This is a genomic window from Lactobacillus sp. ESL0680 (assembly GCF_029392855.1).
Lineage (GTDB): Bacteria > Bacillota > Bacilli > Lactobacillales > Lactobacillaceae > Lactobacillus.
The window spans coordinates 90503-117324 of sequence record NZ_CP113945.1 but is presented as its reverse complement, the minus strand read 5'-3'; the positions used below and the strand labels follow the sequence as shown (position 1 = coordinate 117324).

General features: G+C 39.5%; 27 protein-coding genes, 1 riboswitch and 1 other annotated feature. Of the genes, 15 read left to right on the top strand and 12 right to left on the bottom strand.

Going from position 1 to position 26822, the window contains the following annotated elements; all coding sequences use genetic code 11:
* The first annotated feature begins 499 nt into the window (after positions 1-499).
* Positions 500-1483 carry a CAP domain-containing protein gene (locus OZX58_RS00585; RefSeq protein WP_277141055.1) on the top strand — a complete coding sequence of 328 codons (984 nt, stop codon included), beginning with the start codon at positions 500-502 and terminating at the stop codon, positions 1481-1483.
* Between the two features lie 634 nt (positions 1484-2117).
* On the opposite strand, the gene OZX58_RS00580 is transcribed toward OZX58_RS00585, so the two are convergent.
* From OZX58_RS00580 to OZX58_RS00555, 6 genes are all read right to left on the bottom strand, one after another.
* A complete protein-coding gene (locus OZX58_RS00580) occupies positions 2118-2612 on the bottom strand; it encodes a GNAT family N-acetyltransferase (RefSeq protein ID WP_277141054.1) in 495 nt (164 codons plus the stop codon).
* Between the two features lie 74 nt (positions 2613-2686).
* A complete protein-coding gene (locus OZX58_RS00575; protein ID WP_277130913.1) occupies positions 2687-3517 on the bottom strand; it encodes a hypothetical protein in 831 nt (276 codons plus the stop codon).
* Positions 3518-3528: 11 nt separating this feature from the next.
* On the bottom strand, positions 3529-4212 hold the full coding sequence (locus tag OZX58_RS00570; RefSeq protein WP_277141053.1) for a TetR/AcrR family transcriptional regulator: 684 nt from the start codon (positions 4210-4212) through the stop codon (positions 3529-3531).
* 171 nt (positions 4213-4383) lie between these two features.
* Positions 4384-5364 carry a ribose-phosphate pyrophosphokinase gene (locus OZX58_RS00565; protein WP_277130915.1) on the bottom strand — a complete coding sequence of 327 codons (981 nt, stop codon included), beginning with the start codon at positions 5362-5364 and terminating at the stop codon, positions 4384-4386.
* 113 nt (positions 5365-5477) lie between these two features.
* The gene (locus tag OZX58_RS00560) at positions 5478-6134 is read right to left on the bottom strand and encodes an alpha/beta hydrolase (protein WP_277130916.1); all 657 of its coding nucleotides are present in this window, start codon (positions 6132-6134) and stop codon (positions 5478-5480) included.
* On the bottom strand, positions 6131-6973 hold the full coding sequence (locus tag OZX58_RS00555; RefSeq protein WP_277141052.1) for a glycosyltransferase family A protein: 843 nt from the start codon (positions 6971-6973) through the stop codon (positions 6131-6133). The genes OZX58_RS00560 and OZX58_RS00555 overlap by 4 nt, the downstream gene beginning before the upstream one ends.
* Positions 6974-7110: 137 nt before the next feature.
* On the opposite strand from OZX58_RS00555, the gene OZX58_RS00550 reads away from it, so the two are divergent.
* On the top strand, positions 7111-8076 hold the full coding sequence (locus OZX58_RS00550; RefSeq protein ID WP_277130918.1) for a DUF1002 domain-containing protein: 966 nt from the start codon (positions 7111-7113) through the stop codon (positions 8074-8076).
* Here the strand turns inward: OZX58_RS00550 and OZX58_RS00545 are convergent, their stop codons facing one another.
* Positions 8077-8928 (bottom strand): ribonuclease H family protein, encoded by an 852-nt coding sequence (locus OZX58_RS00545; protein WP_277141051.1) that lies wholly within the window; start codon positions 8926-8928, stop codon positions 8077-8079.
* 72 nt (positions 8929-9000) lie between these two features.
* On the opposite strand from OZX58_RS00545, the gene OZX58_RS00540 reads away from it, so the two are divergent.
* On the top strand, positions 9001-9933 hold the full coding sequence (locus OZX58_RS00540) for an alpha/beta hydrolase (RefSeq protein WP_277141050.1): 933 nt from the start codon (positions 9001-9003) through the stop codon (positions 9931-9933).
* Positions 9934-9959: 26 nt separating this feature from the next.
* Complete coding sequence (gene cls / locus OZX58_RS00535; RefSeq protein ID WP_277141049.1) at positions 9960-11417, top strand: cardiolipin synthase; 1458 nt, start codon at positions 9960-9962, stop codon at positions 11415-11417.
* 78 nt (positions 11418-11495) lie between these two features.
* Here the strand turns inward: cls and OZX58_RS00530 are convergent, their stop codons facing one another.
* The 4 genes from OZX58_RS00530 to OZX58_RS00515 all read right to left on the bottom strand — a co-directional run bounded on the left by OZX58_RS00530 (position 11496) and on the right by OZX58_RS00515 (position 14152).
* On the bottom strand, positions 11496-12185 hold the full coding sequence (locus OZX58_RS00530; RefSeq protein ID WP_277141048.1) for a hypothetical protein: 690 nt from the start codon (positions 12183-12185) through the stop codon (positions 11496-11498).
* Positions 12186-12225: 40 nt separating this feature from the next.
* On the bottom strand, positions 12226-12882 hold the full coding sequence (locus OZX58_RS00525) for a matrixin family metalloprotease (RefSeq protein ID WP_277141047.1): 657 nt from the start codon (positions 12880-12882) through the stop codon (positions 12226-12228).
* Between the two features lie 362 nt (positions 12883-13244).
* On the bottom strand, positions 13245-13559 hold the full coding sequence (locus tag OZX58_RS00520; protein ID WP_277141046.1) for a DUF2628 domain-containing protein: 315 nt from the start codon (positions 13557-13559) through the stop codon (positions 13245-13247).
* A gap of 107 nt (positions 13560-13666) precedes the next feature.
* The gene (locus OZX58_RS00515; RefSeq protein WP_277141045.1) at positions 13667-14152 is read right to left on the bottom strand and encodes a hypothetical protein; all 486 of its coding nucleotides are present in this window, start codon (positions 14150-14152) and stop codon (positions 13667-13669) included.
* A 122-nt stretch (positions 14153-14274) separates the two neighbouring features.
* Positions 14275-14516, top strand: a binding site (T-box leader).
* 56 nt (positions 14517-14572) lie between these two features.
* Between OZX58_RS00515 and asnA the strand changes: the two genes are divergently transcribed.
* From asnA to OZX58_RS00490, 5 genes are all read left to right on the top strand, one after another.
* Complete coding sequence (gene asnA, locus OZX58_RS00510; protein WP_277141044.1) at positions 14573-15586, top strand: aspartate--ammonia ligase; 1014 nt, start codon at positions 14573-14575, stop codon at positions 15584-15586.
* Between the two features lie 181 nt (positions 15587-15767).
* A complete protein-coding gene (locus OZX58_RS00505; RefSeq protein ID WP_277141043.1) occupies positions 15768-16058 on the top strand; it encodes a hypothetical protein in 291 nt (96 codons plus the stop codon).
* A 445-nt stretch (positions 16059-16503) separates the two neighbouring features.
* Entirely contained in the window at positions 16504-17208 is a 705-nt protein-coding gene (locus OZX58_RS00500; RefSeq protein ID WP_277141042.1) for an NAD-dependent protein deacylase, read from the top strand.
* 47 nt (positions 17209-17255) lie between these two features.
* A complete protein-coding gene (locus OZX58_RS00495) occupies positions 17256-17699 on the top strand; it encodes a methylated-DNA--[protein]-cysteine S-methyltransferase (RefSeq protein ID WP_277141041.1) in 444 nt (147 codons plus the stop codon).
* Entirely contained in the window at positions 17700-18494 is a 795-nt protein-coding gene (locus tag OZX58_RS00490; protein ID WP_277130932.1) for a TerC family protein, read from the top strand.
* On the opposite strand, the gene OZX58_RS00485 is transcribed toward OZX58_RS00490, so the two are convergent.
* Entirely contained in the window at positions 18489-18848 is a 360-nt protein-coding gene (locus tag OZX58_RS00485) for a DUF488 family protein (protein WP_277141040.1), read from the bottom strand. The genes OZX58_RS00490 and OZX58_RS00485 overlap by 6 nt on opposite strands.
* A gap of 46 nt (positions 18849-18894) precedes the next feature.
* Between OZX58_RS00485 and OZX58_RS00480 the strand changes: the two genes are divergently transcribed.
* The 6 genes from OZX58_RS00480 (at position 18895) to OZX58_RS00455 (ending at position 26798) form a co-directional block, all read left to right on the top strand.
* On the top strand, positions 18895-19527 hold the full coding sequence (locus tag OZX58_RS00480; RefSeq protein WP_277141039.1) for a DNA-3-methyladenine glycosylase: 633 nt from the start codon (positions 18895-18897) through the stop codon (positions 19525-19527).
* A gap of 96 nt (positions 19528-19623) precedes the next feature.
* Entirely contained in the window at positions 19624-20844 is a 1221-nt protein-coding gene (locus OZX58_RS00475) for a hypothetical protein (protein WP_277141038.1), read from the top strand.
* Between the two features lie 361 nt (positions 20845-21205).
* The gene (locus tag OZX58_RS00470; RefSeq protein ID WP_277141037.1) at positions 21206-22816 is read left to right on the top strand and encodes an ABC transporter substrate-binding protein/permease; all 1611 of its coding nucleotides are present in this window, start codon (positions 21206-21208) and stop codon (positions 22814-22816) included.
* 25 nt (positions 22817-22841) lie between these two features.
* Positions 22842-23999, top strand: a complete 1158-nt coding sequence (locus tag OZX58_RS00465; RefSeq protein WP_277141036.1) for an ArgE/DapE family deacylase — start codon at positions 22842-22844, stop codon at positions 23997-23999.
* 154 nt (positions 24000-24153) lie between these two features.
* Positions 24154-24330, top strand: a riboswitch (Lysine riboswitch).
* 102 nt (positions 24331-24432) lie between these two features.
* Positions 24433-26052, top strand: a complete 1620-nt coding sequence (locus OZX58_RS00460) for an ABC transporter substrate-binding protein/permease (protein ID WP_277141035.1) — start codon at positions 24433-24435, stop codon at positions 26050-26052.
* A complete protein-coding gene (locus OZX58_RS00455; RefSeq protein WP_277130946.1) occupies positions 26049-26798 on the top strand; it encodes an amino acid ABC transporter ATP-binding protein in 750 nt (249 codons plus the stop codon). The genes OZX58_RS00460 and OZX58_RS00455 overlap by 4 nt, the downstream gene beginning before the upstream one ends.
* The last annotated feature ends 24 nt before the right edge of the window (positions 26799-26822 follow it).

Genomic DNA, 26822 nt, shown 5'->3' with positions numbered 1-26822 from the left:
AGTCAAAATAATCTTGCCACCGCCTTTTAAGCGGGAACATCTTTTAAGAACCAAGCTGGAACTTGGTTCTTTTTTCTTTATGTGGTTATTGTAGCATATTCATAATTGAAATTAAAATATTAATGAACTTTGGACTAACCAAAATACTTTTTACTTATCTTCCTTGCAAAATAAAGTATCATGGAAAAAAACTGCAAGAAAAACAGGAGTGTAATTGTCATTATTGGTTGACAGATTATTACCAAAATAGACAGCACAAGATAGATGATAGAGATTAAAATATTGATTGTTTTTAAGTTCATGGCCTTTACCAAAATTATAATGTAACATATTTTTTAATTATTATTATGCAATAATTTATACACATATGCAATAACAGTAATCAAAAATATCCAACATTTTTACCGTTACATCTTTTATTATATTTTTAATCCTAATTAATCAAAAATTACGAAATATCGACTATAATAATTTCATACTTACAAGAAGGGGGCTTAGAATGTCACGCAAATTGCTAATTACGCTTGCTAGTCTATTACTGGTATTTGCGATCGGCAACACAACTGTTATGGCTGCTGAGTTTACACCAGCTGAAGCCAATAAAGTCGAGCAATTCCAGCAACAATATGCCGCGCTAAACAAAACGCCATTTAATCTCAACAATCTTTATGAAACTAAGCCCAAATTGAGCCGGCACTTCAAGGAAGGCATACTTGCACCCAGCTATTCGAATACCCAGCTGGACTACATCAATTATTACCGTAGTCTTTTTGACTTAAGTCCAGTAACTGAAAATTCAACAGCTGATTTAAAATCACAAAAGACCGCGGCAGTCCTAGCAGCATTAAATGCTAACCCGCTGATTAACCAACACGGTTTGCCTTACGAAAAACGTCCAAAAGAGATTACACAGGCTACTTGGAAAATTGCGCAAGCCACTTCTAAAACAGCCAATCTAAACTTTAATACAGGTAATCAGTCAGCCGGTGATGTCATAACTGACCTACTGACCGACCGCTACAACTTATCGGGGCTTGATACTGGCCACCGTGCATGGCTATTATCAACCCGCTTATCTTGCGTTGGTACCGGGGCAGCTTATGGCAGTAATGGCTATCGTTATTCTGTTCAAAAAGTTCTCAACGCCTGTGATACTTTTCGGCCAGCTAGTCAAGAATTAGTAACTTATCCTAGCAGTGGGCTCTTCCCAATAGAATTAGTCAGTGATCCACAAATTGCCTGGTCGCTCTACTTTTCCAATCAAACGATCACAACTACGCCGCAAATTACAATCACGGATAACGATACTGCACAAACTTATCCGGCAACCAACGTAACTAACTATCAGAATGTTGGCTATGGCAATTTTGAAACAATTATTACTTATCTGCCAGGTACAACACCTCTAATTGCAGGTCACGAATACGAGGTTAAAGTTGACGGTATTTGCCAGTATAAATTCAAATTATTTAAGCAGGAATAAATTAGCCCAACCTGTTAAATATTGCTATAATTAAAAAAGAAGTTCTACGCTAATGGAACTTCTTTAAGCAAATAACTCCACCTTTAAGAGCGGTGACTTAATTATAGGGTAACTAAAAGACTATCCCATAACTCGCCAAAGTTATGATTGGGACGGTCTTTTTTTGTTGCAATCATCTGTCGTGATAATTGCATATTGTTATTGCAGCTGTTACAATATGACTGTAATTAAAAAGAAGTTCTACGCTAATAGAACTTCTTTGAACAAGCAACTCCGCCTTTAAGAGCGGTGGCTAAAATTATAAGTTTGTCAGAAGACTATCCTATAACTGGTCAAAGTTATGATTGGGACGGTCTTTTTTGTTGCAATCATTTGTCGTGATGGTTGCTGTTGATATATGTCAATAGCGCCAGCAAAACTAAACTTAATTGCAACATCAAAGAAATTGCATCGAACGTGCTCATTAACTGCTAACCCTTTCAATAATTTGTTCCATGTTTCCATAGACAACCATCTCCTCGGAATTGAACAGCCACCGCCCTTTAAAACTTTTATTACATTGTTCAACAATGATTATAGCAAAAATACTAGCTGCTTGTTATCGTTAAATTATTTTTATTAAGTCACTGAAATATTACCCAAATTTTTTACCTAAAATGTCTAGGTCAATCAGTTGGCCATCCATATCGGCAACCTTAGGCAAGTGACCGTAGACTTGATAACCAGCTGCCTTAAATAAAGCTTGACTTGCCTTGTTAGCGCCAAAAATATAGGCCAAAATAGTGTTAATCTCCAACCGCTTAGTCTGCGCCGTTACATATTCTAGTGCCTTAGTGCCCAAGCCTTGATGTTGAAATTTGCGGTCAAGATAGATACTAATTTCAACTGTTGCGTGATAAGCTGCTCGTCCATAAAAGGATTCTAAACTTAGCCACCCAGCAAGTTGGTTATTAACCTCAATTATCCATAATGGCCGCTTTTCGTTATGGTCATTGAACCATTCCTGACGCTGACTGACACTAACTGGCTGCAAATCCGCGGTCACACTTTTACTAGCGACATTTTGATTATAAATTGCAACTATTGCTGGTAAATCTTCCTGCTTTGCCGGAATAAACTCAACTGCCATAATCCCTCCCAATTAATCTGTATAATTTTTCTTACCCAAAAAGGTCCTGTTTACTTAAAAACAGGACCTTTTTATTAATTATTCGGTGAGGTAATTTCCCACGGAATAGTACTCAGAATATAGACAATGACGCCAGCAATTACAAAATCCAAAAATATACTGCTGCCAATCTCAAGTACATAACCCAAAACGGCTAAGCCACTAACATTGAATACAACTGGAATTAAGGCCAGCAAGCCAGCAATTAAAATCAGCCAGAAACCAGCCCACATTCCTGCAGCAGTAACATCATGAATGAGCATCTTAGTAGTCATCATTGTCATCATTTCTTCAATTAATGACTTCAGACTAATAATCGTCACTACGATGATTACGATATTCATAATGAGCAAGATCAGTGCAATATTAGCACCAACTCTAATCGTATTCAGACTAAAGGCTGCAACCACTTCATGCGGTGCATTATCTTTTTGCTTTTTTAACTTTTCCTGGACCAATTGCGCATTACTAGACGAGCCTTGATCGATATTTAAATCAATATCATGCAAAATCTGCTTGGCTAGCCTTAGATTATCAAACTTAAACCAATGAAGGCCAAATGTGTAATCAATAATGTGATCTGCAATTGGCTGGGTTTGCTTGCTGGTTAATAAATTCGAGTTGCCACTCTGATTAGCGCCAATTGCTTCCGCCAACGTGTCAAAATGACGATTAACTTGCCTAACCACAACCGCTTCATTGTTGCTGGTTCTAATTTGCCCTTTCATAAACAAAGGGTTTAAAAAAGTTCCAGTAATCATAATCAGCGTCACAATTAGGAAAATCATAAAGGACAGCACCTTTTTATATTGGGTGTTCTGCTCTTGATTTACTCTGCGCAAACCAGTTCGCGCGCCATTTACCATATTATTCCCTTCTAACACACAATTTCTTTACCTTCAGCAAACATGGTATCAATTGCGTGATGAATCTTTTTAATATCGATTGAAGCGATAATTTTATGCCCATCATCAAGTGCAGTTTCGATTTGCTTAGGTGAACAATGCAAAAAGCTAAACATTAATGAACTAGTTGCATAGTCGGCCATTTGTTCTGCTGATAAACCACGTAAATCACGATCATGATAAAGTCGGCCAACACCGGTAACTACAAAAGCAATTCCTGTCTGCACATCATCAAGATCATAATTATCCTCAGCAAACAAGCGGTTGTTTTCAATCCAACCGTTTAGCATTCGACTCCAGTTATCAAGCGTTTCATTACTCATGAAGACTTCGGAAATGATGCGATCTAGCCCGCGATCATAAACTCCTAATTTCGCAATCGTGTAGATAAATGCCTTTGTTCTAGCACAAATGTCACTATCATCAGTTTGGTTAAACTTCTCAACTTGTTGATCCAAGGTGTTGAGCAGATTGCGAACAACGTCATCAATCAATTTAGACTTATGTGAATAATACGACTGCAGCAGGGACTTGGAAATCCCCGACTTCTCTGCAATCATTTGAAAAGAAACATTATCCATTCCATTCTCTCTAATTAAATGGAATGTATTATTTAGTATTATTCTTCGTCTCTCTAAATTTTTTCTTCTTGCCATAATTTTTCTCTCTCCGTTTTCCTATACATCTTGTTTTATTATAACAATGATGTGGAATAAATAAACAAATATGTACTAATATTAATTAAAAGTCTCATAATTAGATTTATATTTGTTCTTTGTCAGAGAAGTATTACAGTATAGAAAATAATTTACATTATTAGCTGCTTTTTATTTAAAATCGCTTTCATTAATTGAGTGCATTGAGCGGTCATTATAAACACAGTTAATTCCTCGTGCTAAAAGTAAATCAACTGAAATCCTTACCATTCTGTCTGGATAACGCTTATGTTTGATCGTATCAGTGACAACAATCTGTTCAATTGGCAATTCATTCAAAACTTCTGTCGCATCTTGTGACAACAATGCATGAGTTGCAGCAACGTAAACCTTCTTAGCACCTGCAGCCATAACTGACTTAGTTGAAGAAGCAATTCGTGAACCGGTATCGATTAAGTCATCAACAACAATACACTTTTTATCCTTAACATCACCAATCATGTCGTGCACATCTTCATCATAGCGAGCATGACGCTGGTCAACAATTGCAATTGGCGCATTAAAAATTTGGCCAAAGTTCCGGGCCAATTTAGCACCAGAATGGTCAGGCGAAACAATTACCAAATCGTCATCGTCTTTAGAAGCAATCCCATTATCCAAAAAGTACTGACCCAAAAGCGGCAGTGCGTGCAAGTGGTCAACTGGTACATTGTAAAAACCTTGAATTTGTGAAGCATGCAAATCAAGTGCAATTAAGTGATCCATGCCTGTCAACTGCAACAAGTTAGCAACTAATTTAGCAGTAATTGGTTCACGCGAACGCGTCTTGGTATCAGAACGTGAGTATGCCAAGTATGGCACTACTACGTTAACCTGGTGAGCTGATGCGCGATGTAAAGCATCTAATGTGATTTCCAATTCCATAAAGTTTTCGTTAACTGGATCTTGAATTGATTGGATAACAAAAACGTCACAGCCTCTAACACTTTCGCCGATATTTACTTGAATTTCTCCATCGCTAAAATGTTGAACCGCAGTCTCAATCAACGGCTTTTTCAAAATTGTCGCGATTTTTTCATTTAAAGCCGGATTCCCGCCCAAGCCAATCAACTTCATTGGATGCATTAATTCCAAGATTTCTTCCTTGTTCATAGCTACCTCTTTATCCAAAAATACTATCTTTTCGTCTATTATAACCAAAAAACACTCTTCCTGACTAGGAAAGGGACAAATTCTAACAAAAAAGCTGAGTATTACACCCAGCTTTATTTGAAAAAATCTTCCATCAAATTCAATAATTTAAAACTATTTACCGCATAGCCGTCATGCTTCTGCCGCGGCATGACTAATAGCTGCCCTTGCGGAATTATCTGGCTATACCAGCGGACATGGTCAACCTTGACCCAATCCTTCTCGCCAACAACGCAATAAGTTGGAATTGTTATTGCCTTTAAGCTGTCAACGGACATAAAGCTCTCAGTTAATTCCACCTGACTGTCACGGTCAAAATGCAAGTAGCGCAAGACGCCCTCAGTTAAGTAATGGTAAGACCGAATGCCGTTACCATTAACGAAGACGCCGGCAACCATTAACTTTTTAAAAATCTGCTGGTCTTGACTGGCAAGCATCATGGCAACAAGTCCACCGGCATCAAAGCCAAAGCAATAGCAACCGCGAATATCGACCTGCTTAATAAAAGCCGCCAAATCCTCAACTTCTGTTTGGTAATGCTCGGCAACCTCGCCCTGACTTAGACCATGACCACGCATATCCAGCACATAAACCGTGTAATAAAGCGATAGTGGTGCTACCACTTGGTCGAACATCCCGCCATCTAAGTGATGTCCATGCAACAATAAAAGCGGAGCACCCTGACCTAGTTTATTATAGTAGAGTTCGTTGCCGTTAACCTTTTCTCTCATTGCCTATCCCTCTCACTTGCCTCAACTAAGTGCTGTTTTTGCTGCTTGTGATGATGCTCATGCCACAAACTGTTTGCCACAATTTTAGCTACAAAATAATTAGCCTTGAAGTCATCCGGGATCATTTTCAGGTTAAAATTGTGCACCATACTGTCCTTACGCTGCCAATAATGATACAGCGGTCGACTATCGCAATAGAACCCCTCGGTCAGTGACAAATATTGGACATTGAATATCTGGTCTTCCATAAAAGCAAGATCTTCCACAAAGCGCAAATGATGCTGGCGAATGACCGCGATTTTATAACCCTTATTCCACGTGTAGCCCTTAACTGACGTTGCCAAAATCCGGTTGTTGAATAACGAACCAAGAGGATTGCTGACCAATTGATACGTCCTAAACTTCGGCTTCATCCCGTGAACAACCTTTTTCGTTGCTGGAATTGAACCCGATTTATTTTCATAATCCAGCCAAAAACCGCACGAAACCATGGCCGCATCCGGATGAGCATGAAAAGCTCGCACAAAAAACGCCGTATAATCGGGATCAACCCAATCATCACCATCATGAAAAGTCACATACGGGGTATCAACGTTTGCTAGGCCGACATTACGGGCATCGGACAAACCGCCGTTTGGTTTATTAATAATTTTAAAATAACGAAAGCGATCTTGATAGCTCTCAGCTATTTCACGTGTATTATCTGTTGAGCCATCATTGACAACCAGCAGCTTAAAGTTCATGTCATTTTGCACCGCCAAGTGATCTAGCGCCCGCGCTAGATACTTAGCAACATTGTACACTGGCATAATGATAGTTAATTCAGGTTGCTCGAGCATAGGTCCTCCTCAATATTATGTTTATTATACCATCTAAGATATTAAAAAAACGTAAAATAAACGACACGAAATCGTAACTTGACCTTTTACTATGAGTACCTATTATAATTAAGACATCAAAAGGAGTTAAGATTCTTATGAAAAAAACAATTTCGATAATAACAACATTAATCGTTTCTCTAGCTGCAATTTGTGCAGTTTTTGTGCCCAGACAAACGGTCAAAGCTGATGACTTGCCAATTGTCTGCTTAGGTACGTCATTAACTGATACCCAGCGTGACGGTACCCTAAAGACCCTGACTGAGCCACTCAACGGGGCCAGCTACCAAACAATCACAATTGATGGCTCCGACCTTGTCAAGTACCTTAATCCATCAGGCGATAATTTCACTACCAGTTCAGGAGTTTGGTCAAGTGCGATGATCCAAAAGACAGCAAGCGGCAGCGGCATCAATGTGCAAATCTTAGATTACAAGGGTAATAACAACATTACAACAATTACCGCTAACCAATACAAGAACGCCGCTTTAACTGCCGGAATTGCCGACGCCAACATTTATGTGACCAGTGCCGTGCCAATTGATGGTTCTGGGGCTTTAGCTGGAGTCTATGCTGCTTATGCCAAGACCGGCAACCATTTAAACCAAAGCCAAGTAAATGCGGCTCAAGATGAAATGGGTACTTTAAGCAAAATCACTAAGGAAAACAAGGGCAAAGATGGTTACACCGATGCCCAATTAAACAACGCCATTGCTGGTGCCAAGCAAGAAATGGGCAAGATCGGCAACAACATTTCCGACAGTCAAATTCACGATATTGTTAATAATCAAATCAACATCAACCACCTTGGCAACACTATTAATAACAATCAAAAGCAACAAATCATTAATGTGCTGATTGAGGTGCGTGATTCTGGAGCTTTAAAGAACCACAACTTCAAAGAACAGGCTGCCACCCTTTCTAAAGGGATTGAAAAGAATGCCAAGGATATTTTCAATAAGCTCAACACTCAAGAGAACCGCAACTGGTTCCAGCAGCTCTGGGATAATATTACCAGCTTCTTTGGTCATTTGTTTGGCGGCACAATTGTCACTATCAAGTAACTACATCTGATCCATAAACTTATTCAGAGTATGGTCGACAAACTCATTACCGCGATTATTGGCATGACCCTTAGTCCACTCAAAATGGGCATCAGTGAACTGGTTAAGCAGGCCATCTAATTCCTGCCATCCAGCTAAGTTGGCAATTTCACCTTTGGAACTCTTGTGCCAGCCCTGCCTTTTCCAATTTTTAAGCCAGCCCTTGGTAATCGGATTTAAGACGTATTGTGAATCAAGCACAAACAAAAGCGGTTTGGTATTAAACTTTAGTTCAAGCAGCTTTTTGAGAGCTTCAATTAAGGCGGTCAATTCCATCTTATTGTTAGTAGCGCCAAACTCACCGTTTGTGCCATAAGTTGACTTGTGCTGGTCTTTTTCCTGCCATTCGATTAAGTAAGCCCACGCTGCCTTGTCCGTCGACTTAACGTGGCCACCCTTATAATTGCCGGTATTGCGTGTCCCGCCATCTGTATAAGTTGTCGCAAAATAAGTCCGCGTATTCTGCACCCGAGTTTTCTTGGGTGCTTTTTTAATTGCCAGCTTAGTTGACGGCTGGGACTCAACCTGCTTACTAAAATCTTGAATTTTAGCAAGAGCATTTTCTAATGTATCTTCACTCTGAGGCAGCGGCTTACTTGAAGCAATGTTTTTGTATTCTGGCTTAGATCCTGCAACTTCTCCAATTTGCTGTGATGATTTATTTTGCGGCCAGTCCATGTATTCTATTGCATCAGCTTCTTCCTTAAAGGATTTATAAACTGCATTAGAAAACCCATCGACTTGCTTTTTGGCTGCATCCCACGTACGATAAATCCCAGGAACACGGCCTTTTTTTACGGCGTAAAATTTCATATGTACCTCATTTACTAAAAAGTTGTTAGCAATGTTAGAATGTAATTAATTATTATTTTAAAGGTGGGCGCAATGTTCTTCAATACCAAAAAATATAAGGAAGAAGCAGAAAAAAATCGCAAACATAATCTATCTGAAGAACCCAGTCGGTTTAATATGCTCCTTTTGGCAATTTTGGCCAGCATTGCTCCCACTAGGCCGCTCTTGTGCCTGCACAAAAAGCACATTGACGACAAGGCTGTAATTGAAGAAAAAACTGGTAACTTTGAACAAATACCTGTGCTCTACTTTCACGGCTTTCGCGGCGGCGATTACACAACCAACGTGATGGTTAAGCAGGCTTTAAAAGATAAGGATAATCCTAAATATCTTAAAGTAACCATTGATTTACTAGGTAATTTTAAACTCGAAGGTACTTGGACTAATGACTTACATCCAATCGTTCAAGTCGTCTTCCGCCAGCGATTAATCGGCATCTACGCGATTGATTATTATCTGCGCATGCTGCTGCCATTTCTAGCACAAAAATTTCACTTTAAAAATTATATGGCTGTCGCTCATTCATTGGCCTGTCCTTGCGTTGTCCGGACCGAAATGCGTACTTCCCGCAAGAAGAACTTTCCGCGATTAACCAAGTGTGCCCTGATTGCCGGACCATTTGACGGTGTTACCTACATGGGGGATATTCCTAACGTTAACGGACTTAACGCCAATGGCCGCCCCAAGGTAATTAATCCGCATTACATTTACCTTTTACTTAGGCGCAAACGGTTCAATCCCGACATTTCGGTCTTGAACATCTATGGTAACGTCCTAGACAACACCAACAGCGACAAGTTCATTTCTGTTATTTCTGCCAAAAGTATTCGCTACATTCTGGCACCTGGCGCTCATTCATACCATGAAGTTGAAATTCGTGGGCAAAAATACGCCGAGCACAGCTGGATGCATGATAATCCGTTCGTTATCAAAATTGTCGATAAATTTATCGGCCTGACACAGTAACTTTTTTATTATTCTGGAGGATTTCCGTGAGTCTGCTTCGCGACATTGCGCGTATCATCGTTATTACCAACACTATTCTCGCCTTTTACATTGTCTTTCACAGACGCCGGTCTGTTTCAACAACGTGGGCCTGGCTAATTATCCTACTTGTCTTTCCAGTAATTGGAATGATTATGTACGGCTTTTTTGGTCGGGGAATTTCACAAGAAAACATCTTCGCCATTAACAAGCAGCACCACATCGGTCTGAGCAACGTCCAAAAGTCAATCACTAAGGCACCCAAGAAGATTAGCTCATCAGATACTTCTAACAAGGCCAAGATGGTCGTTCACTTCTTTGACCGCCAAGGTGAATCGCCATTAAGTAAGAACAATCAGGTCAAGCTCTATACTGACGGACAGCCAATGTTTGCCGACATGATTCAAGATATTAAAAATGCCCGTGAAACCATCAACGTGGAATTTTATACTTTTTATAATGATGATATTGGCAACGAAATCCTTAATTTGTTGATTAGAAAAGCCTGCGAGGGTGTGACTGTCCGTGTCCTTTACGATGCTTGGGGGTCAATGGGAGCAACCAAGTCATGGTTTAACCAATTATGCCAAGTCGGCGGACAAGTTCTACCCTTTGTTACATCACGCAACATGATTACGCGGTACCGGATTAATTACCACCTGCACCGCAAGATTGTAGTTGTCGATGGTAGGATTTCATGGACTGGCGGTTTTAATATTGGCGACCAGTATTTAAGCCGCAAAAAGAAATTCGGCTACTGGCGCGACAGTCAGGTACGCATCGTTGGTTCAGCTTCACTGCTGCTTCAAGAGCGGTTCGTCATGGATTGGAATGCTTCAATTCAAAAAGATAGTCAGCTGATTACCTTTAACCACCTGCTTTTCCCTGATTTAGATGAAAATGAAATCCACCCCGGCGATGTCGCAACGCAAATCATTTCCGATGGTCCCGACCATTACAACGCCAACATGCGCAACGGAATTATGAAGCTAATGTCGCAAGCCAAAAAGCGACTTTGGCTGCAAACACCTTACCTCATTCCTGATGATGCGATGTTTGCGACCCTGCAGACAATTGCCATGTCGGGAGTTGACCTGCGTATCATGATTCCGTGCAAGCCGGACCATCCATTCATTTACCGGGCAACACAGTGGTACGCCAATGAATTGTCGCGTTATGGCGTCAAGATTTATATTTACAATAATGGCTTTATCCATGCCAAGACAATTGTCGTTGATGACGACTTTGCAACTGTTGGTTCCATGAATCAAGATTATCGTTCTTATGACCTGAATTTTGAGGACATTGCGATTTTTTATGACAAGAACTTCACCAGTGAAGTCGCCCATGCTTTTGAAGAAGATATGAAGCAGTCAACTTTGCTTACACCAGACATGATTGCCAAGCAAGGCCGCTGGCTGCGCACTTTGCAGAGTTTTTCCAGAATGTTATCACCGATTTTATAATTGAATGAAAAAAGCTTTTACACTTATCTGTAAAAGCTTTTTTTATTTTGTTCAAGTTGTAAAAATTGCCTGCGAAGTTTACAGTATTCCGTAGTTTATTCGTGAATAAATAAGCAGAAAATAAATAATATTTTGCTGATTTTTATCCAATTTATACAGTGCATGCGGCTTACTGGTCTTCTTACCAAGAGTATGCATAGTCAGGCTAATCTTAGCTTTATTGGAGAATTTACTATTTGCTACCGACACAGTAGTTATTCCTGAAGAAATAACTTTCTTACTCAATATAGGTTTACTATTCTTCCAAATCTTTACAATATCACCTTTTTTGCCATATACCTGCACCTGTAATCTATTATTTTCCTCTCTAAGTGAGTAAACCTTTGGCTTCTTAGTTGCATATTCAGTTGCAGAAATTTTTCTGAGCACAGTGTTATTAGAAGCATCACAAATTTTAAAGGTCTTATATCCATGAAAGGCTAACGTAGTGTTAAAGTTTTTATGAACCTTAACACTTTTAATAACTCGATTATTATATTTAAAAGCTATTTTAGTAACACCACTTACATTCCCTTTAAATGTTATCTTATGTGTTTTTCCAGAATAATACGTATGTAAATTGGTTACCCCTGTTACTGGACAAACTGTACTATGAACAACAGGAGAAATTTTATTAGTTCTAGCAATTACAGGCATCGTACTCTCAGCAAGCATTAATACTACACTTGCTAAGCTAATGCTCATTTTCATAAATTTAGATTTATTCATAAAGATTCCTCGTTCATTATTATAATTAAAACTATTAAAATTATTTTAAAGAATTTACTTTTATACGTAAAACAGTTAGTACTAATTTTGGTTTTTTAGTACCTGATAGCAAATCATCATTTACAGACGTAGAATAAATTTTTTTCATTCCTCGAATATCAGGCTTACTAATGGGATAAATTCTATTAGCTGGGTTCATTACAGACTTACTTCCTGGCAAATTATGATTTAATCCTAACGCATGACCTAATTCATGCTCTGCAACATTTATAGCTTGCTTTTTTGTATAATGATTACTAGATAATGCGTCTTTATTTAACTTTACATCCTCTTTAGCAATTATATTTGTACCTTCATAACGCCACGTAAGACAAATTCCCGCAATTTTTTTATTTAATCTATCAGCAGGATTCTTAACTCTGCGTTTATCTTGCTTTATCGTAAGAGCCATCAAATGAATTTTTGAATCACTACTTTTCTTCCAATCAAATCCTACCTTATTCCAACCAGATACTGCTTTTTTCCAAACAGATTTATAATACTTAGATTGCTTATCAATTACATACGTCGAAGTAGCTTCTGGAAAACGACATTTTTGAGCAGGTGTAACTGACTTAGTTTTAGCAAACACCGTACTCGTAGATGTACCCATAAGTGCTAATAGTTCTATAAATATAATTATTTTATTTTCATGCATATATACTACTTTTTCGCACTTTAAATATTTATAATTTTAATTCTGGTTTAGTCTTATGTCAAACGCTTTTAAAATACAGAATTAATTTATTTATAATTTTAAAAATTATATAAAATAATAATAAACTGTAGTAACTATAGGAATATGTTTTCGCTATCAGCCTTTAAATTAAATTGGTTTTTACGTGTGAAACATTAAATTATCACAAACTTTTTCTCAGTAATTTTGAACCAAAATGATAGTTTTTTCATAAGTTATAAATATCAATTTTGTCTAGTTTAATTAATTTAGCCATAATAAAACCCCGAAATTAAATTGTTCTAATTTCGGGGTTCATATCAAAACTGTGTCTTTTAATTTAACTAAAAATCAACATCTTTGCTCTTCAGTAACTCTTCATCACCAGTGTCAATTGGTGCATAACCTTTGGCTATCAGGTCTTTAATATAAAGCTTATTATAGAAGAAGGCCATTATCAATGTATATGGATACCAAGCTGCTGCCGAAAATGCACCTAAAAATATAAATAGAACCACATTTATCACAAAAGAAATGATGGCCCACTTAAAATCACCTCTGATTAGCATTGGCCACCAACCAAAGAAAAATTCAGTCCAGCTAAATCCTAGCTTCACTTCTTTTATATTGTTATTCTTGTTTTTCAATCTTACCTTCATACATACTCCCATATATACCTATAAAAAATAATAAATACATAAATAGTTTATCATAAGATTTAAGGCATAAAAAGAGCAGTTAGAATTTATTTAACTGCCTTTTTTATTTATAAAATATCTTGTACTTCAATTCGAACATTATGACCAATGCGATTTTTCAAGACGGCAATAATTTGCGCAACCCCTTCAGAAAATCGCAGATAATATTGCTGGTGCTTATTAGTAGTCAGAATGCAAATGACCATTTTTTTCTTAGGGTTGGGTACCTTAATTAAAGTTACTAGGGCAATATCTTGATAAGAAACTGTCCGCCTAATATATCCTGAAACTACTGCCCTTTTGGGTGTTAAACCGGAAAAGCCATCAATAATTCCCATTAACAAGAAGATAGCTAGGAACATACTCAGGCCCGGATCACCTTTTTCTAAAAGTTCCCACGCAAAGCCGGCCCAAATGATTATTACTGTCCAGACAATTGATGAAGTTCGATAACGCCCCTTCAAGTCAATGCTTGCTTGCCAGAACCAGCTGTAACAGGTGTAGCCAAGCACTACAGCATCAAAAAGAAAATATAAAAATGTCGAATTTCCCATAAAAATTCTCCTCGCTATTATTCTTTATTATTATAACAGAGTGACCCAATTTCGATAGTCATATCGAATATAATTAATTTTTGCTTGCAATTTTATTAAAATTAGTGTTAAATATCATTAAAATAAATGCAATGATAAAGACGAGTAAATAATTTATCTCTATTCAGTGAGGTGCAGTTAGTGAGAATGCACCAGACCCTGAATTATCGAAAAACCCTTTTAGCAACGCACTGAAATTTTACTAGAGTAGGTTGCGTCGTCCCCAGTACGTTACCACGCTGGTGAAGCATGTTAGTGCTTCATGAGTTGGCTCATAGTTTGAGCAATTTAGGTGGTACCGCGGAAAAAGCCTTTCGTCCTATTGAATTGACAATTGGACAAAGGGCTTTTTCTTTGACCTAATTTTGGAGGTAAACAACCATGACTTTAATTTTGCCAGAAAAATATCAGCCAACTTTAACAATTCGTGACACTGAAGCAGCTATTGTCTTCATTCGGGAACGATTCCAAACCATTCTAGCGCAAAAGCTTAACTTGCAGCGGATGTCTGCACCAATGTTTGTCGAAAAAGACACAGGTTTAAACGACAACTTAAACGGCGTTGAACGACCCGTTGCCTTTGACGCCAAAGACATGCCTAAGGACGATACAATTGAAATTGTCCACTCACTTGCCAAGTGGAAACGGATGGCGCTGAAGAAGTATGACTTCGGCATGCATGAAGGACTTTACACCAACATGAACGCTATCCGCCGCGATGAAGAAATGGATAACTTCCACTCCATCTATGTTGACCAATGGGATTGGGAAAAGGTCATCAGCAAGGAAGATCGAACGATTGAAACCCTAAAGCAAACCGTGCAAAAGATTTACGCCGCAATTAAGCAAATTGAAGCTGAATGTGCCGAACGTTATCCCGCTTCGACTTATCGCTTGCCTGACGAAGTCCACTTCGTAACAACGCAAGAACTGGAAGACCGCTGGCCAGACATCAGCCCTGAGGAACGTGAAAACAAGATTGCCAAGGAAGAAAAAGCCGTATTCTTAATGAAGATTGGCGACAAGTTAAATCGCAGCGGCAAACCTCACGATGGTCGCGCACCAGATTACGATGACTGGCAACTAAACGGCGATTTGATCTTCTGGTATGAACCACTCAAACAAAAGCTGGAAGTTTCTTCAATGGGAATTCGCATTAGCCCCGAAAGTCTGCACGAACAACTAACCAAGGCTGACTGCCTTGACCGTGAAAAGTTGCCATTCCACCAAATGCTGCTAAAGGGTGAGCTTCCTTACTCAATCGGCGGCGGCATTGGGCAATCACGACTATGCATGTTGCTGCTGGGCAAGGCGCACATTGGCGAAGTCCAAGCCAGCATCTGGCCTAAAGAAATGATCGCTGAATGCGCCAAGCATGATATTCCTTTGTTATAAAAACTGCTAATACACGATTCCGATAGTTTACCGGGGTCGTGTATTTTTATTTGCTTAATTCTACTAATGAAAACAAACTTGAATATATATCGCCTCTTTTATATACTATTAAAATATAAAAATGTATGCAGTATATACATGACTGGAGTTGACAATTATAAAAGATAAATATAAAGGAACTATGCGAGAAGCAATTTTAAATCCCAAAGGATATAAATTCGCGTGGTTAATCACGATAATTGTATTACTTGGGATTTTAATTATTCCATGGTTCAAATTGTTTGATTTTAGCGTATCTTTGATTGGAACTTATTTGATGCTTTTAGTAGACCCACTGGCTACTTTCTTTCAAAAGCATCGAATTATTGGTCCTATTGCTATTTTGCTTGCATTCGCTTTAGGAATGATAACTTCAGCTATCCTATTTTTCTATGCCATGTGGGCCTCAGGTAGAGTTGAATTTGTTAAATAAATTTAGACATTGGAGTTATCAATGATTAAAGATAAAGAAACTATGTACGAATTATTATCCCCTAAGGTATATAAATGGGTAAAGATTCTTTCAGTAGTAGAGTTACTTCTAATTTTGATTTGCCCGTGGTTCAAACTATTTAATTTTTCTACGGTAGTTTTGGGACTTTATTTATTAGATATAATGACACATTAACTACGTTCTTTCAAAGAAAGAACATCAATTCCTTCATTGCTATAATTTTAGGACTAGTGATTTCAGCAATAATTTGTATAATCCTATTCTTCTATGCCATGTGGGCCTCAGGTAGAGTGCAGTTTGTCAAATAATATTTGTCTGATTTAAAAACTCAAAAGCTTTAGTCTGCCTTACTAAACTCGTTCATTGGAACCACATTGTAGTAAACTACAGATAGTGAATTGATTTTAAGAAAGGTACAAAACTAATGATTGACCCAAAACAAATAACCGAATTAAAGCACGACATTGACCAAGCCCAACACATCACGTTTCTAACTGGTGCTGGTGTTTCTACCCATTCCGGCATCCCCGACTATCGCTCCAAAAACGGTATTTACGATGGCGTGTCCGAAAGTCCCGAGACCATTTTAAGCGCAGAAACGCTCAACAGTCGGCCTGACTTTTTCTACAAATTTGTCATGGATAACATGTACTTCCCTGATGCCAAGCCTAACGCCATCCACCAAAAAATCGCTGAGCTTTGCAATGAAAAAGGCGACTTGATTACCCAAAACGTTGACCATCTTGATACAAAAGCCGGCAATCAACACGTGACCGAATTTCACGGCAACCTTTACGATATTTACTGCACCAAGTGCCACCAACCTGTTGCTTACGCAGAATATGCCAAAAGCTTCCGCCACGAAAACTGCGGCGGCATCATTCGTCCCGGCATCGTGCTCTATGGTGAAGCCATCAACGGCGATAATTTATCCAAGTCCGTTAACGCCATGCAAAATTCTGACCTAGTAATTATTTCTGGAACAAGCTTCGTTGTTTATCCGTTCGCCCAATTATTGTCTTACCGGCAAAATAACGCCAAAGTTTGGGCAATTAATAAGACCGAAATTCCAGCAGCCGGCATTTCTTCAATTATCGCGGACGCGCTGGACGTTTTTGAACAACTCTAATGCTTTACTACGCCGATTTGACCGTTAACTATATGACGTTTGAGCTAATGGCAAACAAAAACGGTCTAACCTATGTTGGGCAAAAAGACTTGCCAACCTTATCAATCAGTCATTTTTATCCAACGGAAAAGTTATTATATGACCCAGCAAAACTAGCTCCCTACATTCACGAATTAGCCGAATTTTTAACTGGAAGTCGAAAGGAATTTGATTTACCGTTAAGTATCAGCCAAATAGTCACCCCTTGGCAGCACAAAGTGCTTAATCAAGTAAGACAAATTCCTTATGGCCAAACCATTAGTTATCAGGACTTGGCTCAGGCGATTAACCAGCCTAGTGCTGTCCGGGCAGTTGCTCATGCCGTTGCTCTTAATCCAGTATTATTTTTTATTCCCTGTCATCGGGTAATTCACGCTGATGGTACTTATGGGCAATATCGTTTGGGCAAAAACTATAAAAAGCACCTGATTAATTTAGAAAAGAGTTTTTAGATGTCGATTATCAATTCAATTATTAAAATGTACGCGCCGTTTTTCAGTGCCAGCAACTGGCTGCACGTTTTAACCAGCGGTAAGGATTGGATGATTATCCTTACCCTAATTTTAATGGAATGTCTGTTGTCCGTTGACAATGCAGTGGTCCTAGCCGCGCAAACTAAGGCCTTACCTGACAAAAAGCAACAGGAAAAGTCATTATTCTACGGTCTCTGGGGCGCATATATTTTTCGCTTTATTGTTATCGGTATCGGAACTTACCTGATTAATTTTTGGGAGATTAAGTTAGCCGGCAGTTTCTACCTCTTCTATTTGGCAGTTAAGTTTTTCTACGATCAACGCCACCCGCAAAAGGCAGCCGCAAAAGAAAAGGCGGAAGAAGCTAAGCTTAGTAAGCACCAGACCAAAAAAGGCAAACACGTTTTATCCCTTTTCTGGCGCACAGTTATTTCAATTGAAGCAATGGATATCGTCTTCTCCATTGACTCCGTTCTGGCTGCCTTGGCAGTGTCCAGCAATCCGGTAATTGTCTTAATCGGCGGTATGATTGGTATCCTGTGCATGCGGGGCGTAGCCGAAGTTATCATCAAGTTAATGGACATTATCCCCGAATTACAGCCAATGGCCTACATTTTAATTGGGATTATCGCACTTAAATTGTTGCTGTCGCTGCCGCCATTTAATTACGAACTGCCTAATACGGTGTTTGCAATGATTGTCTTTGGCATTCTTCTACTGACAATTGCCTTTCACTTCTGGCGGGTTAAACGCCACGGCCACAAAAAGCTATAGGGATTGCAATACATATTCTTTGAGTACAACCGCTTGGTTGTGCTCTTTATTTTTAGCACCATATAAAAATAAGACGTCTGTTTTAGACAATTGTGTCTTCACTAATGCTAAAAATTGCGGCACCGCAGGATTTGCCTTTAATTCAGTAAGATATTTCTCTTTAAAAGACGCAAACTTCGCATCATCATGATTAAACCATTTGCGCAATTCAGTACTCGGGCCCACTTCCTTGGCCCATTCATCTAAATCAGCCTTAACTTTACTCATTCCGCGCGGCCACAGTCGATCAACCAAAATCCGGTATCCTTCAGGTTGCTGGTGGTTATAAATCCGAACCAATTTAATTTCTGTCATCGTAATTACCTCTTTAATGTTTATCGTGTACTACTAGGAAAGAAACATGGATTATTCAACTTATTTTACTAACAATTCTACCGCCAAAATCACGGCTGACCTAATCGGCCGCCCGTTAACTTACAATGACGGCAACCACTTAATGGGCGGCTATATCGTTGAAGCCGAGGCCTATTTGGGTATTCACGACCGCGCTGCTCATTCCTATAATAACCGCCGCAGTCCAGCTAATGAAGGGCTATATCGCGCTGGCGGCACCATTTATATTTATAGCCAAAGGCAATATTTTTTCTTTGACGTTGCCACCCAAGAATTGGACGAACCACAAGGAATTTTAATTAGGGCAATCGAACCCGCATGGGGCATTGACCAGATGATTATCAATCGCAATGGCAAAGACGGCGTTTTATTAACCAACGGCCCTGCCAAAATGATGCAGGCCTTTGGCATCCATGATAAACATTGGAACCTGCACTTTTTAGCTGATTCGCCGTTTAGCATTGACCTTGATAATGCTCATAAAAGGCATGCAGTTAAAATTATTGCTGGTCCGCGAATTGGGATTAATCAATCCAACCAAGAATGGGCACAGAAGCCTTTGCGTTATTACGTCAGTGGCAATCCTTATGTCTCGCGAATGAAAAAGCGCGATTATGATAAAAATCATGGTTGGGGCTAGGTTTCATTCTTTAATTATTAAAAAATATTTAGCATTATTGAAAATTATTCATATTAAGTTCATAATTATTGAATAATATTTTTACAGGAGCTAAATATGAAAAAAGTACGTAATTCTTCTCTCTTACCAATTATGGCATTGATTTCTAATCTTGGTGACCTAGCTGTCGGCATCGGCGGCTCAATTTTAATCGCGTCTTTTTCGCGGTCAGTTACCGTCAATAGTATCTTTTCCAGCTTAGAATCCTTTGGCGTTATCATCTTGACGCTTTTTGTCGGTTCTACTATGGATCACATCAGTAAGAAGAAAGCCTTACAAGTTACTTATCCCCTACTTGGCTTAATTCTACTAATCCCATTCCTATTTAAAGGCAGATACTTTATTTATGCCTATATTGGCTGCGATATTATAATGACTTTTATTTCTCTCTTTGCTCAATCCGCATATAACGGGGCTACCAAGCGGTTTATTCCTGACGAGCAAGTTGACATGGTAATCGGTAAGAATACCACTTTTGGCAATATTGGCCTAATTTTAAGTTATCTGGCAATTGGCTGTGCATACGTTCTAGCTAGCGAATTTAATGATGGTTCAATTATCTACAAATTTTTGTTGTTAGTTGGCAGTATTTCCTACCTGCTGTTCTTTATCCCCACTAGTTTATTAGATGAAAACTATGACCCAAACCTTGTTGGTCATGACCTAGCAACCAATTCAACTTTAGCCCAAATCAAAAAGATTTACCGGCTAATTAAAGCTAATACTGGTTTGCGCAGTTCAATTATTCTGGCAATCTTTGTTAGTCTTTTGATGGGCTACTTTAATAGTCTAATGGTTTATCTCTGGAGCAGCGTTGATCCCGAATATACCAAGATCGTCTATTTGGTTGTCGATTATGCAGTTGGGACTACCTTGGGCAATCTAGTGTTACGCACCAATTTGAATTTCAAGAAAAGTATGATGTTAATCGCTTTACCTGCTCTATGCCTAATCATCTTTGCCGTTAGCCCCAGCGTTTACAGTTTGAGCATTTGCATTATCGCCGTCATGCTTTCCTGCATCCCCGTCAGCACGTGGATTTCGCGGCTGCGCATTAGACGAACTGCGGTCACAATTCAGTCTGGTCAGGCAAGTTTCATTACCTTTGGTTCTTCTCTTCTTGATGTCTTCTTTGGTACCGTTGTTGCCGGTATTTTTGACTTACTTAAAAAACCACTTTTACTGCCAGCTTTTGTCGCAATAATTACCGTGATTGTCTTCCTAATTTTTGGTAAAGACTTGACTGAATACGAAAAAACTCCCGTTATTAAAAATTAAATATTAATAAATTATTTTTGATAATATAGTTGACAATCAGTAAAATTTAATTTAATATTTTCACCAAGTTAATAATTTCCAATGCAATAGAGGTCGCGATAATTACAAACCTAATCCGAGCACGCGTGATGCGATGACGATTAGCTCAAGAATTACCGCCGAAACCATGAATTTGTCCAGCGCAAGTTCATGGTTGGGCTGCAAGAACATATCTTGCAGACTGTCCCGGTTCGTCCCCGGGGAGCGCTATATGATTTGTTTAAATATGATCACTTGTAACCTCATTGCTATTTAGCAGTGAGGTTTTTATTTACGCTTTTTATTGTATTGGCTTTATTTAAAACAATTTGGAGGTTTTAAAATGAAGTCAAAAACCAGATGGCTAGTTGCGTTATTTGCAGTCGTTTTCACTTTAATTAGTGGCCTTAGCTTGAATAATAATCAAGCTAGTGCTGCTAAAAAAGATGATGGCGTCCTCAAAGTCGCAATGGAAGCCAATTATTCGCCTAACAACTGGACTCAGACCGATAAGTCCAATGGTGCTGTACCCATTGATGGTTCTCACACCTATGCCAATGGCTATGATGTCAAAATAGCCAAAATTATTGGTAAAAAGCTGCACAAAAAAATTGTTGTCATGAAAACCGAATGGGACGGACTATTGCCTGCTCTAACTAGCGGCAAAGCCGACTTAATCATTGCCGGCATGAGTCCTACACCAGAACGGGAAAAGGCCATTAACTTTACTAATCCTTATTGGAGCGGTGTTTTTGTCGTTGTCACTAAGGCTGGCAGCAAATATCTTAATGCTAAAAAGCTAACCGACTTTAAGGGTGCACGTCTTACTGCTCAACAAGGAACGTTCCACTATCAATTAATCAACCAGTTGCCTGGCGCTAAAAAAGAGCCTAACATGAAGGACTTTTCGGCGATGAGGCAAAGTTTAATTTCCGGTACCATTGATGGTTATATTGCCGATTCAACTGAAGCGATTTCCTTCAAGATGGTTGACCCTGACATTAGAGCCATACCGCTTAACCCAATGAAAGGTTTCCACGTCACTAAGGCACAGATGGTTTCCTCAATTGGTGTTGCCAAGACTAACCCGAAACTGCTCAAGCAAGTTAATAAAGTCCTAGCTACAATTTCGAAATCTAAGAGAACTAAGCTAATGACCGAAGCCATTAAGGAGCAGCCAAAAACTGATTCCAAGAAAGGCAAAAACGGTAAAAAGCAAAGTTGGCTCATTTCCATGCTCAAGCAATATGGCGGCATGATTATGAGCGGGATTGGCATGACCTTGCTGCTTGCAGCAGTCGGTACCATTGCCGGGTTCTTCATTGGTCTGTTTGTCGGCATTATTCGCACCATTCCAACACCAACAACTAACGGCAAGAAATGGGCATTAAAGTTTGTCGACTGGCTGTTATCCGTTTATATTGAAATTTTCCGGGGCACGCCAATGATGGTTCAGGCTGCCGTTATCTACTATGGTATCGCTCAGTTCTGGCACATTAATATTGACCGTACCGCGGCTGCTCTAATCATTGTTTCCATTAATACTGGTGCTTACTTAGCTGAAATTATCCGCGGCGGGATTATCTCCACACCGCAAGGCCAATTCGAAGCTGCCAGTGCTTTGGGAATGACCCACAATCAAAGAATGTGGCACATTATTTTGCCGCAAGCCATTAGAAACTGTCTACCGTCAATTACTAACGAGTTTATCGTTAACATTAAGGATACTTCGGTATTGAGCATCATTTCCGTTTCGGAATTGTTCTTCGTCGGTTCAACTATTGCCAGTCAAACTTTCAAGTTCTTCCCAACTTACCTGACAATTTCCGCAATTTACCTGATTTTGACGTTCACAATTACCAGAATCTTCAATTTAATTGAAAAACATCTTGATGGTAGTAAGGACTACAACTTAATGGCTAACCAAGTTCAAGTTGCTACTAGAGACAAATAATTATCTATAAAAGTAAGGGAAAAATATGTTAGATAAACAAAGACAAATTAAGTTATTGCAGGATTTAATCCAAATTGAAACCATTGACGACCACGAAAAAAAGGTCGTTGATTATGTTGTTAAGCTGTTTGCCCCGTTTGGCGATCGCGTCCGCATCACTCGCGTACCCTACCAAGGCGACCGTGAAAGTTGTGTCATTTCAATTGGACCTACCAACGGTAATTTCAAGCTCGGTTTTTCCGGACACATGGATGTCGTTAATCTAGGGAACCGCGAAGCTTGGCGCGACGATCCATTTTCCGGCAAATTATACGATAATGACACCAAAATGTACGGCCGCGGCACGACTGATATGAAGAGCGGCTTAGCCGGAATGATTGCGACCTTGCTATCTTTACTTGAAGATAATGTGCCGTTAACAGGTGAATTGCGGCTGTTAATGTCAGTTGGTGAAGAAACTGGGCAATGGGGCGCTGAAGAACTGACTAAAGAAGGTTTTATCGACGATTTGGACGTTATCGTCATTGGCGAAGACTCCAACCTCGATATTTCTTATTCCAATAACGGCGACATTGACTACACCGTCACCTCCTATGGTAAAGTCGCTCACTCTGCCCAATTGAATGTTCTCAATGCCATTGACAATATGACCGACTTCATTCAATTAGCCAATCAAAAGTTGCGTCATTTACCAAAAATTCATGAAAAATTAGGCCCCGTTCTGCACAACATTACGATGATTTCCGGCGGTGACCAAGTCAACAGTATGCCCGATAAGGTCGTTGCCCGCGGCAATATTCGCATTAACCCGTTCTATACAGTTAAAGACATTCAAACGATTTTAGAAGATGTTATTAATGAAGTTAACCAGATGCCGCAGCACCATTTTGAATTGCAATACGATTATTTGGGCGAAGCTGTCTCTGGTGACGAAAACGATGAATACGTCCAAGCAGCTCAAAAGTTACTTGAAAATATTCTAAAACGCCCAGTTAACTTATTCACCGAGTCAGGAACCACCGATGCATCTAAATTCGTCAATAGTCCGTCAGCACCAACCATGTTTAGCATTGGACCCGGAAATGACAGTTGCCACCAAGTTGACGAGTACGTTGATATTCCCGACTACTTGGCAGCCACTGAATTTTATGAACAATTTGCCAAAAAATACTTAACCAAATAAGTCCAAGAGCTTTATCATTCATTTTCACATCAAGCAGCAGTTTAAATTAACTACTATCTCGCTTCATCTTATATTTCATCATTAATCATCATCAGGCCTTGAGTTGACAAGACGTAATTTTTAGCCTATCATTCTCTCTAAGTTAAATAATTTCCAATGCAATAGAGGTCGCGACAATTACGAACCTAGTCCTAGCGCGCAAACGCAATAATGGCTAGTTAGAAGAATTGCCGCCGAAACAAGAATTTGATTTGCGTCACTTTTTTGTTGGGCTGCAGGAGCATATCTTGCAGACTGTCCCGGTTCGTCCCCGGGGAGCGCTATATGATTTGTCTAAATATGATTAATTGTAACCTCGTTGCGAACGCAGCGAGGTTTTTGGTTTACGCTTTTATTGTGTTGGCTTTATTTAAAACAATTTGGAGGTTTTAAAATGAAGTCAAAAAGTAAATGGTTATCTATTTTCATTGCAATCTTGCTCGGGCTAGCAATCACACTAGGATTGTCTCCGCGAGCTTACGCTAAAGATAATGGTGTCCTCAAAGTCGCAATGGAGGCTAACTACCAGCCATATAACTGGACCCAAACTAATAAAGCCAACGGTGCCGTTCCAATTGACGGTTCCCATACTTTTGCCAACGGTTACGATGTCAAAATCGCAAAAATTATCGGCAAAAAACTGCACCGCAAAGTAGTCGTCTTTAAGACTGAATGGGACGGGCTATTACCTGCCTTGACCAGTGGCAAGGCAGATTTAATTATTGCCGGCATGAGTCCTACTGCTGAGCGTGAGAAGGCAATTAACTTTTCTCAGCCTTACAGACGCAGCACGTTTGTCGTTATTACTAAAGCTAACAGTAAATACGCAAATGCCAAAAGTCTAAGTGACTTTAAGGGTGCCAAATTAACGGGGCAACAAGGAACGTTCCACTACCAATTAATCAGCCAATTAAAGGGCGCTAAGAAGCAACCGGCAATGCGCGACTTCGCGGCAATGCGCCAAAGTTTAATTTCAGGCACGATTGATGGTTACGTTGCCGAAGATACCGAAGCCACATCATTCAAAATGGTTGACCCCGACATCAAGGCAATTCCTGTCAACAAGATGGCAGGCTTCCACGCAACCAAGGAAGAATCAGTAACTTCTATCGGAATTGCCAAGCCTAACAAACAGCTGCTCAAGCAAGTTAACCAAATTCTCGCCACAATTCCTAATTCCAAAAGAACAAAGTTAATGACCGCAGCTATTAAGCAGCAACCTAAAACCGATAATGCTAAAGGTAAAAAGGGCAAACAACAAAACTGGTTTGTCTCCATTTGGCAACAATACGGCGGCATGATTATTAGCGGGATTGGCATGACCTTATTGCTTGCCTCAGTTGGTACTATTGCCGGTTTCTTCATTGGACTATTCGTTGGCGTTATCCGGACTATTCCAACACCAACAACTCGCGGCAAAAGATGGACATTGAAGTTTATTGATTGGTTACTATCAGTTTATATTGAAATTTTCCGGGGCACGCCAATGATGGTTCAAGCTGCTGTTATCTATTATGGTATCGCCCAGTTATGGCACCTGAACATTGACCGAACAATCGCCGCCTTGGTAATTGTTTCCATTAACACTGGTGCTTACCTAGCCGAAATTATCCGCGGTGGGATTATGTCAACGCCAAAAGGGCAATTTGAAGCAGCTAGTGCCTTAGGAATGAGCCATAACCAAAGAATGTGGCACATTATTCTGCCGCAAGCCATCAGAAACTGTCTGCCATCCATTACCAACGAATTTATCGTTAACATCAAGGACACGTCAGTTTTAAGTATTATTTCTGTTTCCGAACTGTTCTTTGTTGGGACTACGATTGCCAGTCAAACGTTCAAGTTCTTCCCAACTTACCTAACAATTTCTGTAATCTACCTAATTCTGACCTTCACGATTACCAGAATTTTTAATTTAATTGAAAAGCACCTTGAAGGCAGTAAAAACTATAATTTAATGGCCAACCAAGTTCAGGTCGGCTCAACCGAAAAGACGGAGGTTAACAAATCATGACGCAAGCAAACGATACGATTTTAAGTTTAAAGCATATTCAAAAATCTTTTGGCACTCACCAAGTATTGAAGGATATTTCATTTGATATTAAAAAGGGCGAAATTGCTACAATTATTGGTCCCTCTGGTGGTGGTAAATCAACCACTTTGCGCTGCATCAACATGCTGGAAGAACCAACAGCTGGTGAAATCGACTTCCATGGTGAAAACGTCTTGGCACCAGGTTATAACCGTAATATCTACCGTGCTAAAGTCGGCATGGTCTTCCAACAGTTTGACTTATTTGAGAACAAAGACGTCTTAGCCAACTGCATGGTTGGCCAAGAACTAGTTTTGAAGCGTTCTAAAGAAGAAGCCCGCAAAGTTGCTGTCGACAACCTGAAAAAGGTCGGCATGGCAGAATACATTAATGCCCGTCCTAAGCAATTGTCCGGTGGTCAACAACAACGGGTCGCAATTGCCCGCGCGATTTCGATGGATCCAGAAATTCTATTATTCGATGAGCCAACTAGTGCCCTTGACCCAGAAATGGTCGGCGAAGTTCTCAGCGTTATGAAGGACCTAGCCACTACTGGATTAACAATGATTATTGTTACTCACGAAATGGCCTTTGCCCGCGACGTTTCCGATCAAGTCTTCTTCATCAGCGACGGCGTCATTGCTGAGCAAGGAAGTCCTGACCAATTGCTTAACCACCCACAAAATGAAAAAACCGCGAAGTTCTTACGTAACTTCCAAAACAGTTAAAAATAAAAGCCTGTCTGTTAATAG